Annotated in this window: 10 protein-coding genes; 6 read left to right on the top strand and 4 right to left on the bottom strand. The window is 65.9% G+C overall.

Annotated elements, in window-relative coordinates:
* Positions 1-15 precede the first annotated feature (15 nt).
* Positions 16-831 carry a helix-turn-helix domain-containing protein gene (locus tag ACH4RG_RS16740; RefSeq protein WP_398539731.1) on the bottom strand — a complete coding sequence of 272 codons (816 nt, stop codon included), beginning with the start codon at positions 829-831 and terminating at the stop codon, positions 16-18.
* Between the two features lie 233 nt (positions 832-1,064).
* Between ACH4RG_RS16740 and ACH4RG_RS16735 the strand changes: the two genes are divergently transcribed.
* The 4 genes from ACH4RG_RS16735 to ACH4RG_RS16720 all read left to right on the top strand — a co-directional run bounded on the left by ACH4RG_RS16735 (position 1,065) and on the right by ACH4RG_RS16720 (position 5,836).
* Positions 1,065-1,736 carry a hypothetical protein gene (locus ACH4RG_RS16735; protein WP_398539730.1) on the top strand — a complete coding sequence of 224 codons (672 nt, stop codon included), beginning with the start codon at positions 1,065-1,067 and terminating at the stop codon, positions 1,734-1,736.
* A gap of 92 nt (positions 1,737-1,828) precedes the next feature.
* Positions 1,829-3,256, top strand: a complete 1,428-nt coding sequence (locus ACH4RG_RS16730; RefSeq protein WP_398539729.1) for a transcriptional regulator — start codon at positions 1,829-1,831, stop codon at positions 3,254-3,256.
* On the top strand, positions 3,253-5,088 hold the full coding sequence (locus tag ACH4RG_RS16725) for a DEAD/DEAH box helicase (protein ID WP_398539728.1): 1,836 nt from the start codon (positions 3,253-3,255) through the stop codon (positions 5,086-5,088). Before ACH4RG_RS16730 ends, ACH4RG_RS16725 begins: the two co-directional genes overlap by 4 nt.
* Complete coding sequence (locus tag ACH4RG_RS16720) at positions 5,063-5,836, top strand: protein NO VEIN domain-containing protein (RefSeq protein ID WP_398539727.1); 774 nt, start codon at positions 5,063-5,065, stop codon at positions 5,834-5,836. The genes ACH4RG_RS16725 and ACH4RG_RS16720 overlap by 26 nt, the downstream gene beginning before the upstream one ends.
* Here ACH4RG_RS16720 and ACH4RG_RS16715 read toward each other — a convergent pair.
* Positions 5,722-6,816: a DNA cytosine methyltransferase gene (locus tag ACH4RG_RS16715; protein WP_398539726.1), complete on the bottom strand. Its 1,095-nt coding sequence runs from the start codon at positions 6,814-6,816 to the stop codon at positions 5,722-5,724. The genes ACH4RG_RS16720 and ACH4RG_RS16715 overlap by 115 nt on opposite strands.
* Positions 6,817-6,959: 143 nt before the next feature.
* Here ACH4RG_RS16715 and ACH4RG_RS16710 point away from each other — a divergent pair, with 143 nt between their 5' ends.
* Positions 6,960-7,667, top strand: coding sequence for an HNH endonuclease (locus tag ACH4RG_RS16710; protein ID WP_398539725.1), 708 nt, complete (start codon positions 6,960-6,962; stop codon positions 7,665-7,667).
* A 98-nt stretch (positions 7,668-7,765) separates the two neighbouring features.
* Positions 7,766-9,064, top strand: a complete 1,299-nt coding sequence (locus ACH4RG_RS16705) for a DNA cytosine methyltransferase (protein WP_398539724.1) — start codon at positions 7,766-7,768, stop codon at positions 9,062-9,064.
* Here ACH4RG_RS16705 and ACH4RG_RS16700 read toward each other — a convergent pair.
* Together ACH4RG_RS16700 and ACH4RG_RS16695 are read right to left on the bottom strand one after the other, a co-directional pair.
* Positions 8,999-9,457 carry a very short patch repair endonuclease gene (locus ACH4RG_RS16700; protein WP_398539723.1) on the bottom strand — a complete coding sequence of 153 codons (459 nt, stop codon included), beginning with the start codon at positions 9,455-9,457 and terminating at the stop codon, positions 8,999-9,001. The genes ACH4RG_RS16705 and ACH4RG_RS16700 overlap by 66 nt on opposite strands.
* A gap of 56 nt (positions 9,458-9,513) precedes the next feature.
* Positions 9,514-12,468 (bottom strand): Z1 domain-containing protein, encoded by a 2,955-nt coding sequence (locus tag ACH4RG_RS16695; protein ID WP_398539722.1) that lies wholly within the window; start codon positions 12,466-12,468, stop codon positions 9,514-9,516.
* Between the last annotated feature and the right edge of the window lie 9 nt (positions 12,469-12,477).

Below are 12,477 nucleotides of genomic sequence, written 5' to 3'. Positions count from 1 at the left end.
GACGGGGAGTCAAGCTCAGTCCTCCTGAGCCGCCGCTGCGAGCAGGAGGCCGACGTCCGCGTACTGCTCGCTGTTGTGAAGTGCGGACGCGATATTGAGAACCGCCTGTGCGTCGCGACGGGCTGCGTTCGTGATCACTTGATCTGCTGCTTCCCCCATGCCGGCCGCTCGGCATTGACCGACGAAAATCTGGACATCACGGGCAGAGAGCGTGGTCGCGGCGCTCCACATCATGATGTCGGCGTCTCTCGACCGGCCAGCGGACAGGCTCTCGGCGAGCGTTCTGATCTCAGGCCAGGCGGCATCAGCAGGTGTAGTGAGGTGCCGGTCTCCCCCTCGGAGGGGGACCGGCACCTTTGCTTGTGCCGATGCCCGCGGAATGCTGTGGCGCAGAGTCGAAAGCCGGACACGGGGTCGGCGCGGTCGGCGGCGGACGGGCTTAGGGGCCGGCGAACCTGCCACCGTCGGCTGAGGCTCAGGGGAACTGGTAGCGGCTTCGGGCGAACCGGCAGCGCAGCAGTCACAGTGCTTCACCAGCGCTTTGTCGCGGAGCTCCAACAACAAGGCCAACGAACAGGGCATAGGTCTCGATGACGTGGCCGCCTCGTCATCGATGATCTTGTAGAGCTTCTCGACGTGCTCGGCTTCGGGAATCCGGCCCCCGTTGAAGTGGTTCGAGAGCGATGTCGGAGCCAGGTACACGTCCCCTGCGATCTGCGCCTGAGTGCGGTCGCTGACCTCGCGAACTCTTCGCAGCATCAGAACGAAGGCGCGTTGAGCGGGGGGAACCGAGCTGCGCAGCTCTTTCCACTTGTGGGATCTCTTCGGCAATCTCTGCTCCTCAAGAGCGCAGCCGGGCCACTAGTACAGGTCAGTGCGATTGTCCGTGCCACGGTGCGGCTGGGGAAGCGGAGGGGGTTTTCCGTCTGCCCTCGAAACTCCGTCAGGGCTGGCACTGGGGTGCCCACAACCTCCATGGTGTTTCTCACGAGGACCCTCGCGGACTTGCCGCTCGGGACTCGACGCCTGTCGAAGCACCTGAAGTCTGAAGCGAGGAGACCCTGATGACTCTGCCGTCGTGGACGGACCCCAAGTTCGGCACCATGAAGCGCGCCGCCTTGTGGCTGGTCACCGTCGTAGGCGAGGGCAACGTCTTCACGAAGGAAGACGTAAAGGGCGCCTTTCCGGGGGTGAGTCAGGCCGATCGGCGGGTGCGAGATCTCCGCGACCACGGCTGGCAGATCGATACCAACCGTGAGGACGCGGGCCTGGGGCAGCACGAGCAGCGCTTCGTGAAGCCGGGGCTTCCGGTCTGGGAACCCGGCAAGGCTGCGAAGTCCGGGACCTCCGTCACGCAGACGCAGCGCCGGGATGTTCTGGCGCGCGACGGACACCTGTGCCGTTCCTGCGGGATCGCCCCCGGAGAGGTGTACGTCGGCAGCTACGAAGCCGCACAGCTGGACATCGCCCGCCGGGTGGTGAAGCAGCCGGCCGGCGGCGAGAAGGTCGAGCTGGTCGCGGAATGCAAGCGGTGCCGCGTCGGTGGCCGTGGGCAGGCAGCCGATCTGAGTGCGATTCTGGGCCGCGCGGGCCGCCTTGGGTCGTTGGAACGCGGCCTTCTCCTGCGCTGGATCGATCAGGACAAGCGCGAGTTCAGCGCCGCCGAAGAACTCTGGGCCGTCTACCGGACGCTTCCGGCTGAGTCGCGGGCCAAGTTCCGTGAGGCACTGTCCTAGCCCGCCTGTACGTGACGGATGGCGAACGACCGGCGCTGCCACGCTGACCGGCGCCTGAGCTGCTTCCCCTGAGCACAGAAAGAGAACTGACGATGAGCAAAAACTTCGGGCGCCCGCCTCTGGCCGCCGAGAACCAGGAACTTGTGGAGAGCCGTTTGAAGGAGCTGCTCGACGCCGGCGGTGTCCAGGAAACGCTCCGCATCGAATGGCGGGGCCAGCCGACCCAGGTTGAAGTCATCAATATGCCGGTGAACATGCTGTACTACAACCCGGGTACGCACCGGATCCGTGCTCAGCGCACCCACGACCCGGTTCGCGACCGGGGTCTGGACGAGGACGCGTTCAGTACGGACAGCCAGGAGTACCTCCACTTTTTGCTGAAGGCGCTGCCGTCAGACCCGTCCAAGCGGGACCCGGACTTCGACGCTCTCCTGGAGAGCCTCCGCGATTTCAAGCAGAACGACCCCGGGCTCATCACGCGGGACGGCATTCTCGTCAATGGCAACACCCGGCGGGCAGCGCTCAAGGACCTGGGCGAAGCCAACATCCGAGTCGGAGTCCTCCCTTCTTCCTGCACGTGGGACGACATCAACCGAGTCGAGCTGGCGCTTCAGCTGCGTAAGGACCATCGGCGTGACTACTCCTACATCAACCGCCTGCTGGCCATCGACGAGCAGATCGGCCTGGGCCGTACGGTTGCCGACATCGCTCGGGAGTTCCGGACGACCGCGCGCGTCTGCGAGCAGGATCAGTGGATTCTCGCGACGCTCAACGACCTGGTCGAGCGGAGCAGGACCGGCGGTGCGCAGTTGCGGCTGCTCGACTTCGAAGACCACCAGGAGAAGCTGAAGGAGCTTCACCGACGTTGGGTCAAGGAGTCGGCGTCTAGCCAGGAGAAGGCTGACCTGATGAAGGAGAGCCGGCTGACCGCGATCATCCTCGGATTTTCGAAGACTGATGTCCGGCTCATCGAGCCGGACTTCAAATCGCGGTACCTCGACACCCGTCTTCCCGAGGCCGTCAGGTCTCAGGTGCCGGCCGCTGCTCCTGCCGCGACGGTGACGATCCCGGGGCTGAACCGTACGGTTCGTGCTGCTGATCCCAAGGTCGCCGAAGCGCGTGCACTCACCGACTCCGTTCTCAGAGTGAAGGCCGTGGAGGCTGCGGGCGACAACGCCTCACTGGAACAGGTTGCCGAGGCCGCCAAGACCATCACGGCAGTGACGGCGGCAGTGGAAGAGGCACTGGAACCTGCGGGAAAGGATGCCCGAGTCCGGAAGCGGAAGCAGGCTGCGCCTGACCGGATCGTGGATGCCTGCCACGACATCGACCAGTGCATCACCGACCTCGTCCTTTCCCGCGCTTCGCGGAGTCTCGACGAGGAGATCTTCGACGAAGCGGTACTCAAACTGCGCGAGAGCTTGGGCAAGCTGGCGGTGGAGGCGGCCCGCAGCATCAAGGAGCCCGGGGACGGGGTCACCTGGCTGCTCGATGCCGCAGGCAAGGAGGGCGGGGCGTGACGGGCCAGGCAGAACCGTCTCTGCGGATCGCCTTCGACGTCACCCGTACACGTGCGGTGCTCCACGCTCAAGAGGGGCGTCAGTCTGATCTTGCCCAGTTGGCTTCCAGGTTTCCCGGTGGCGGTCAGAGAGGCCCGCTGTCCGCGGAAATCGAGCTTGAGGCGTTTCTGGTCGGCCTTGGCGAACTCGGGACCTGGCCATCGCCCGAGGACGTTGAGTGGGATGACGAACTCGCCCAGTTGGTGGGCGGGGTCCTGGATGACGCGGACGCTGCTCAGCAACAGCTGGAGGGGGCCGGCGACGGCTCCCACCAGACCATTACTCACGAGGAGATTCCGGCCCTTCTCGGAGCTGAATGGGCCGCGCCGCTCACTGATTTCCAGCAGCGTGACATCGCCCGGCTGCTGTCCCTCCGCCACGGAGCGAACTTCAGTGTGCCGGGGGCTGGCAAGACCCGCGTGGGGCTAGCGGTCTTCGCCGCGATGAGAGAGCGCGGAGAAGCCTTCAGACTGCTCGTCGTGAGCCCCAAATCGGCTTATGAATCGTGGGAGTTCGAGAACTCCGTCTGTTTCAAGGAGCCGCTCCGCTTCGGTGTGATGGGCAGCAGCCCCGATGCCACAGCGGAGATCATGGTGATCAACTATGAGCGGCTCGACCGTTCGCTGGCGGCGCTGGCCTCCTGGCTGCGAGCAGCGCCGTCGATGGTGATCCTGGACGAGGCGCATCGCATGAAGCTGGGAACGCGGGGCATCTACGGTTCCGCCTGCATGGCGCTCGGACCGCTCAGCAGACGCCGCCTCATCCTGACGGGTACACCGGCGCCCAACGGTGCCCGGGACCTGGAGAACCTGCTCTCCTTCGTCTGGCCCGGGCACGGTCGCCGCGTCGTCACAGGGGCTGTGGCCGGCGGCGACCTGGCGTACGCGAGCCAAGTGCTGCGCCCGTTGTTCACCCGCACCACGAAATCTGAACTCGGGCTGCCGCCCTTCGACCCGAAGATCCGGTACGTCGACATGCCCAGCCTGCACCAGGAGATCTATGACGCACTTGTGGGCCGGTATTCAGCTCGCGCGGAGGCGACGCGGGACGATTTCGATGCCTTGGGCAAGGCCATGCTGCGGCTTCTGATGGCGGCGACGAGTCCCGCGCTGCTCGCTGAGGGCACCAGCCGGTACGAAGCGCTGATCTATCAGGTACCGCCGCTGGATGTGCCGCACGGGGACTCCCTCTACACCTTGATGAGAGACCTGCCCAGCTACGAATTGTCCCCGAAGTATCAGGAGGCTCTCAGCATCGTCGCGGCCAACGCTGAGCAGGGGAGGAAGACGCTGGTCTGGACGACGTTCGTGCGCAGCCTCAGCACCATGGAGCGGATGTTCGCGGGCTACCAGCCGGCCGTGGTCCACGGAGGAACCCCCGACCGGGCAGAGGAGATCCGCCGTTTCCGTGAGGACCCTGACTGTTCGGTGTTGCTGTCCAATCCGGCAACCCTGGGAGAGGGAATCAGCCTTCACCATGTCTGCCACGACGCTGTGTACGTGGACCGGGACTTCATGGCGGGCCGATTCTTGCAGAGCCTGGACCGTATTCACCGGCTCGGGCTCGCGCCAGGCACGGAAACCAATGTCACGGTGCTGGCTTCGCGCGGAACGGTGGACGAGGTGGTCGCTCTGCGCCTCGAACAGAAGCTGGAGTTCATGGGCAGGATCCTTGATGATCCATCTGTCCAGCAGCTCGCTGACCTTCAGGAGGAGGCTCCGGTCGCTGGAGGGATGGACATGGCGGACGTCCGAGCGCTGCTGAGGCATGTCGATGTTGTCGCTGCCCGGTGACGGCACCCGCGAGGCGGCACTGCGCTGGCTGAGATATCTGCGGTTCGCTGACGTTCCCCGGGTGCGCACGCTCTTTACCCATCACCCTCGCTACGCCGACCTCACCCCTGCCCAGTACGCCGAGGCTCTGGAATGGCTGCGCCGGACGGGCCTGATCACCGCAGCAGACCTTCCGGTCGTAGATGTCGGTGATCACTCTCCGCTGAACAGCGCCGTGGTTCCCCGCCTTTTATGGAAAGCGGCCGATGACGAAAAGAGGAGAGCGATCGGCACCGCGGGGGAGAGGGGTCTGCTTGCGCTTCTGCGGAAAGCAGGCCTGACGGCGGTGGAGCACGTTTCAGCGGTGTCTGACGCCTTTGGGTACGACATTGGCGCCACGACCCCGTCTGAAGAGCGGATACATATTGAAGTGAAGGCGACGACGGACCCGACCCGCCTCGTCGTCCACCTGACTCGTCATGAGAGTGAGGTGATGAACGCCGATCCTGCATGGGTCATGGGCGCTGTCCTCGTAGGCGAGCAGGGGGAGGCGCTCAGTGTCGCCACCGTGAGCCGGTCGTGGCTGCTCTCAGCTGTTCCGCATGACCGGTCGTCCCGCGGCAGGTGGGAGTCAGCCCGGCTGGTCGTGCCCTCTCAGGCTCTGACGCCCGGATTGATCATGGAAGGCGGGAAGAGTGTGCTGTCCGGCACATCGCTTGGCTGTCGTGGGGTCTGGGGCATGCGGGGTCGCGAAGTGGTGCCCGTCTGACCAAGAGCGGCAGCCAGGCTTCGGCCCACCGCTTCCGCCACGGGCGGCGGGAAGGCGTTGCCCACCTGGCGGTAGACGGAGGTCTTGTTGCCGGCGAAGTACCAGTCATCCGGGAACCCCTGCAGCAAGGCCATGTGCCGGACCGTGAGCCGGACGGGAAGGGCGGTACCCGGCTGCGGGGGATCATCGGCGACGCTGGATCCGTTCACACCGAGTTGCGCCCATGCCTTCCTGGCGCGAGACGGTCCGAGGTCGGCGCCGCCGTGCTTTCGGGAGCCTCCGCAGATCGTGGGTGCGATGGTCATCGCACCGTCGGCCCACTGCCGGGCCAGTTCCCAGCCGGCGGAAGCCATCGACTCATAGAGGACGCTGCCCACTGCGGGCGCCGTCTCGGGACTGCTGGTCGGTGAGGGCCAGCGGAATCGCTTGAACACCTCTGGTCGCATGGCCACCAGGACGGCACGGGGCCGCAACTGCGGAACCTCGTAGTCGCAGGCGCGCAGGAGCCGCCAGTCGGCCGTGTAGCCCAGGCGCGTCAGTACGCTGAGCACGTCCGCGCGATAGGCGGCGAACTTCGCCTGAAGGATGCCTCTGACGTTCTCCACCATCACCGCGCTCGGGCGAAGCTCGCCGGTGAGCCGGAGCAGGTCGGGGAACAGGTCCCGTTCGTCCGCAGGTCCCCGCTGCTCACCCGCCAGGGAGAAGGGCGGGCATGGCACTCCTGCTGCCAGCAGTCCTACTGGCTGGTCGTTCACGGTGAGGTCCTTCGCTGAGATGTCACGGACATCGGATTGCGTGATGTTCCAGCTGGGCCGGTTCAGCCGGAGCGTCTGTGCCGCGTCGGGGTCCAGCTCGACGAGAGCCGTGTGCTCGAAGCCCGCACGTTGCAGTCCCAGGGCCTGTCCTCCCGCTCCTGCGCAGATCTCGATGCAGCTGGCCGTGGCGGGCGGCAGGCTCTGGCCAGCGGCCCTGGTGGTCATGTAGGTCCGATCTTCCGGTGACGGGCGACGCTCCACCCAGAGAGAGCTTGCCGCCACTTGCCGCGGCAAGTGGCGGCAAGATAGCCTCGTCACTCGAAAGGGTTAAGTCCGTTCGCGCGTTCGAAATTTTATGGAGGAAGCGCATGGCATCTGATGGTCTGGACTGGCGTGACGGGTCACTTGGGGCCAGGGTCCGGGTGGCGCTGTGGTTGCGCGATGAGGTCGGCGTCGGGAACGTCTTCTCGAAAGCGGCGCTGCGTGCCGCGATCACCGGTACCGAACAGGTCGACCGCAGGATGCGTGATCTCCGCCCCGCTGGCTGGGTGATCAGGACGAACCAGGACAAGCCCAGCCTCCAGCCCGAGCAGCTCTTTCTTGAGGAGATCGGGGCACCGGTGTGGGAGAAGGAGTACCGGGCGGCCGGGCTGCGCCAGATCAGTGCGAAGACGAGGCGCTTCGTTCTTGAGCGGGACCTTCACCGGTGCCGCCGGTGTGGGGTCGGCGCGGCGGAGGCCTATCCGGGCGAGCCGGGTTCCGCGGCCCGGCTTACCCTCGGACATGTCAATCCGCATGCATCAGGCAGCTCCGCGGGGGCTGAGGATCTCCTCATCGAGTGCGCGCGCTGCAACGAGCTGGTCAAGAACCTCACTGGTGTGCAGATGGACGCTGGTCAGGTGTGGACCAGGGTCAAGGCGCTACCCCTCGCGCAGAAGCGTGAGCTGATGGAGTGGATGGGGGCTGATGCCCGGCCGCTGCGGCCAGTGGACCGCGCCTGGGGTATGTACAGGCAACTGCCTGCCGTGCTCCGGGACGAGATGAAGAACGATCTGCGGGACCTGATGGACAGCTGAACGGGTCGCAGGGGGCGGGGCTCGTCTAGGGGGACTCCTGTTGTCACTGGCGGATGCGACACTTGCGTGTCTGTATCAGTCGCACCAGGAGGAGCCTCGTGGCCCCTAGTGATCGTCCGCTGACCTCCATCGAGATCTGCGCAGGGGCCGGCGGACAGGCCATCGGCCTCCACCAGGCAGGCTTCAAGCATCTCGCGCTCGTGGAGATCGATAAGCATGCGGTGGAGACGCTGGAATGGAATATCAAGCGCCGGGATAAATGGAGCTGGGAACGGGAATACTGTGATGTCATTTCTGATGACGTCAATAATTTTCGGCCCATTCCGTCGGAGGATAGTCGCGGCGCTGGTCTGAATAAGCCGGTCAAATTTCTTGGACGGCAGCTGCGACGCGGCGAGCTCGACCTCCTTGCTGGTGGCGTTCCCTGCCCGCCCTTCTCGCATGCTGGTAAGCAGCTGGGGAAGGATGACGAGCGAGACCTCTTCCCGCGAATGCTGGAACTGGTTGACGAGCTGCACCCTAAAGCGGTGATGATCGAGAATGTCCGTGGGATCAAGGACGCAAAATTTGTGGACTACCGGACTTATATTGAGGCGCGCCTGGCGGGCGGCCGGGCGAAGAGGCCGGAAACTGGGCTTGAGGAAGATTTCGCTGGCATGGGCTACGAAATCTGCGAGTGGGAAGTCCTGGAAGCTAGCAATTTTGGGGTACCCCAATTGCGTCCGCGTGCAGTTCTTGTGGCCATCCGCGCAGATGTGCTCGGTGATATCAAATTTGTTTGGCCTAGTCCTGTGGGGGACGTGTGCAGCGTCTTCCATGCTCTGGAGAAGAGCATGGAAGAGCGTTATGCGCCGTACATTTCGATGGGTGGCGAAACTGGAGCGATCGCCCAGGCTTCACTCGACCGCTGGATGGACAAGGCATTCAAGGCCCGGGCGAAGAGAGATGGGGGAATCGCTCCGACCTTGGTCGGGGGCTCGAAGAAGCACGGTGGGGCTGACCTCGGCCCCAGTAGGGCCAAGGCTGCCTGGGAGACTCTCGGAGTCTCCGGTATGGGAGTGGCGAACAACCACGAGCAAGGGGAAAAGAAGAAGAGCCAGGGGCGGGATCTGTTCGGCTCTGACGGCCCCATGCTGACGGTGGAGCAAGCGGCAATCATCCAAGGGTTCCCGGAGGAGTGGGAGTTCACGGGCGGGAAGACCGCCCAGTACCGGCAGATCGGAAACGCCTTCCCGCCCCCTGTCGCCGCCGCGGTAGGCCAGGCCATCGCGGATGTGCTGCGCGCGGCCGACGAGCGTGACGCCAAGAATGGCGCACCTCAGCAGAAGCCGCTACCCGAGCAGGTCGTTCCGGCGCTCGCGGACAGCGCTGATGATCGACAGGGCGCAGGCGTCTGAGCTCTGGTGCTCCCAGAATCGCAGGACGAGCCAGCCGGCGGCGGAGAGCCGCTGGTCGGTATCCCGGTCACGGGCGACGTTCCTGGCTACCTTCTCTGACCAGTAACCCGGGTTGGTCTTCGGGGAAACGTAGTGCTCCGGGCAGCCGTGCCAATAGCAGCCATCAATGAAGACGGCCACCTTCGCCGGACGGAAGACCATGTCAGCGGTCCGGCGAAGGTCAGGCAAGGGCCTTGCGGCCACCCGATAGCGCAGACCGTTCGCGTGAACGAGCCTGCGGATCAGACGTTCCGGTTTCGTGTCCCTGCTCCGGATCGCCTGCATGTTCCGCCGCCGCGCGGCCGATGATGCCCACGAACCCTCTGGAGGGGTCCATTCATCTGGCTGGGGCACCACTGCTCGCTCCTTACCGGTCCGCCTGAGCTGGCACGCCTGGGGTCTGATCTCCGTTATCTCACGGTGTTGACGACAGCATCACCTGGGCGGGATGAGTCGATGGCACGGAACCGGACGCTGGTCATTTGATTACGCGCCGAGCCGACGGCAGGAATCAGGGCAGCTGCCAACACCACCTTCGCCGGATCGATAGCCCCGTGCGTCACCAGGCTCGCTGGGGCTCCAAGTGCGGGATCCACCGTTGGGTAAAGGAGTAGCGCGCCGCGTCGTGGCTGGTGGAACTGGGTGGCGAACGGGTCGTCTTCACAGAGTGGCTGGCGGCCGGCGATCCGTTCGGCGGACTGACGGTGAGAGACGCCGGAGATGCGGTTGAACACTCCCAACGCGTTGCGCTTGCGCTGTACGAGAGTGAGCGCCTCGGTTCCAGGCAACTCCGCCCGGACACTGGTGACGCCGGAGGTCTGGGGGAGGATCAGGACCCAGTCATCCGTCGCGCAGCCGGCGTCGCTGGCATCGCTCAGGTATTCCATGTGCGGGGCGAGCAGATCGGGTCGGCCCCAGACCAGTTCCCGCATGACGCCGAGCAGTTGGCTGTGGCTGAGCACGGCGGTCCTGGCCGGATAGCGGATGTAGCTGCCCTGGTCTCCTTCGGACAGGGTGACGAACACCTGGGGGTCAGGATCCAGTGACGCCAGCACCGGCCGCCACACCTCCGCGTTGTGGCGCAGGTCCGCCGCGGCGGTCGGGTAGGCCGTCGGTTCGACCCACTCGCCCGGGGAGCGGATCTCCACCAGCTCCGCGTTGAACATCTTGTTGCGGGCCGAGGGCTTCAGCCAGGACAGGTGCTGGGAGACCAGGGGCGGGATCTGGGCCGGGGTCACCTGTGGCTTGCCGTCGATCAGGGTGGCGTAGCGGGTGAGTTGGGCGCGGAACGTCTCCTCGTCGCGGCAGATCGCCTCGAAGGCCTCGTACAGGTCGACCGTTTTGGTCCTGCCCGCGGGCTCCGCACGGCCGATGTAGAGGCGTACCAGGTCGCGGTAGCCGGGGCGGAAGCCGAACCAGCGGCCCATCTGCATCAGGGTGTCGGCCTGCTGGGTCCTGCGGCGGTAGTACGTCACCGTCAGGCCCTCGACCGTGAAGCCGCGGGAGAGCTTCGTACCGCCGACGAGGATCTTCCAGACGTGTGGGGTGCGGTCGAAGTCCAGGTCGGGCTGGTCATAGTCGCGTTCAGTGTCGCCGTTGACGATCAGCACCGGCGAGCCGCCCGAGTTGATCCTCTGGCGAGCGTGCGAGACGTGGGACCTCAGCTCTTCGTAGGAGGAGGGCGTGGGCAGTCCGTCGTCGGCGAAGGGCCGGAAGTCGGATGCGAAGAGGGCGGCGAGGCGCTCATGCCCCTCCCGGCTCGTGTAGGCCGCCTCCTGCCACAGCGACCTGATCCGCCGAGCGAGAAGCGTGTGCTCGGCCATGCGCACGGACTCGTGGACCAACATGGTGTGGTGGCGGTAAGGGGCGTCGTCCACTCCGTGGGCCGCGCGGTACAGCTTCAGCGCGCCGGAGAGGACGAAGGCGTCGAGGGCCTCCGTGAGCCGGTCTCCGTCGGCGTCGTCGTGGATGCCGCGTACGTGGGCCCGCTCGGCACTCCCGACGACCGACTCGTCGGTACGGTCCAGGTCGTGGAAGTCCTGGACGCCCATGTAGCCCGTCGGGCGCGGCAGGGAGATCAGGAAGTCGCGCGGGAAGATGTCCTCACCGTCGCCCGGGTCGACGAAGACGTTGGCGAACGGCGTCGCGGTATAGCCCACGTACTGGGCGCGGGGGAGGAGTCCCAGCAGTTCGGAGATCTGGCGGTTGATGGCCGTACGGGTGACCTTGCCCTCCTCCCACTTCTTCGGGTCCGTCGTGTTGACGGACGCCTGGTCCGACTCGTCGTCGATGATCAGCGTCGGGATCTCGGAGAGCAGCGGGCCGCCGATCTTCTTGAGGTCCTTGATGAGCTTGCTCAGGACGGACTTGTTCTTCTTCACGACCATCACGCGGGCGGCGGCGCGGTGGAGGTTGTCCGGCACGTGGAGGGGCTGTGTGCGGACCTGTTTGTCGAATTCGAGGGCGCGGATTCCCGTGGCGAGGCTCTGGTAGTCGTCGTCCCGGGTGGTGAGGCGCTCGATGTCGAAGGCGCCGAGCGTGGACGGGCGGCCGTGGTGGCTCACGAACTTCTCCGGCCAGTCCTCGTCGTCCTGGTAGTCGACGCCGATCAGGGCATCCGGGTCGTCGGGGTCCGCGCCGCGCAGGATGTTCTCCTGGCCGATCAGTTCCATGTCCAGGCGGCGCTGGGTCTGCCCCCGCAGCAGGTTCAGCGTGCCGCCGAGGACGATGACGAGGCGGTAGCCCGCGTCGATGGCCTTGGCCGTGACGCCCGTGAAGTTGGCGGTCTTGCCGGACTGGACGTATCCGACGACGAGGCCCCGGGCCCCGTAGGCGTCGGGGCGCATCGGGTCCGCGAGCCGCTCGACCACGGCGTGGCTCGCCTCGTCGAGGCCCGTCACGGCGGCGTCCGACCAGCCCTTGCGGCGCAGGAGTCGCTCGTACGCGGGCCAGTAGAAGGACCGGACCGCTGCCGTGTCGCGGGAGTACCACGAGGTCGGCGTGGTGCTGATGATCGTGGGGCGGGGCTCCTTGAACACCGGTACCGCATGGTCCAGCACCTTGCGCAGGTCGGCGTCGAAGCCGAGGCGGTCGTACGCGTCCGCCCGCCGCTCGTCCGTACGGGGCGGGGCCGCGGACCAGTCCGTCTGCTCCGCGAGGTCCCAGGCGGTGAGCGTCCGGTGCCACAGCGTGGTCAGTTCGTCGCCCGGCCCCGAGGCCGCGACACGGTCCCGGAACCGGCTCTGTTCCGTGTCGGCGGGCTCTTCCTCGTCGGCGAGGGCGAAGGCGAGCCTGGCGAAGTCCCTGGGCCCCCGGCGCATCGCGGCGAGGACGTCGCCATGGAGGTGGAGCAGGTGGTCGGTCATGTGGCGGAT

The sequence above is a fragment of the Streptomyces sp. NPDC021019 genome, from assembly GCF_044333295.1.
Classification (GTDB): domain Bacteria; phylum Actinomycetota; class Actinomycetes; order Streptomycetales; family Streptomycetaceae; genus Streptomyces.
Note: the sequence above shows the minus strand (reverse complement) of the source record. Positions and strands in the feature narration are given on the sequence as shown.

Coding starts and splice junctions, on each gene's coding strand:
- ACH4RG_RS16735 (WP_398539730.1), top strand. CDS start 1,065: ATGACTCTGCCGTCGTGGACGGACCCCAAGTTCGGCACCATGAAGCGC.
- ACH4RG_RS16730 (WP_398539729.1), top strand. CDS start 1,829: ATGAGCAAAAACTTCGGGCGCCCGCCTCTGGCCGCCGAGAACCAGGAA.
- ACH4RG_RS16720 (WP_398539727.1), top strand. CDS start 5,063: ATGTCGATGTTGTCGCTGCCCGGTGACGGCACCCGCGAGGCGGCACTG.
- ACH4RG_RS16715 (WP_398539726.1), bottom strand. CDS start 6,816: ATGACCACCAGGGCCGCTGGCCAGAGCCTGCCGCCCGCCACGGCCAGC.
- ACH4RG_RS16710 (WP_398539725.1), top strand. CDS start 6,960: ATGGCATCTGATGGTCTGGACTGGCGTGACGGGTCACTTGGGGCCAGG.
- ACH4RG_RS16695 (WP_398539722.1), bottom strand. CDS start 12,468: ATGACCGACCACCTGCTCCACCTCCATGGCGACGTCCTCGCCGCGATG.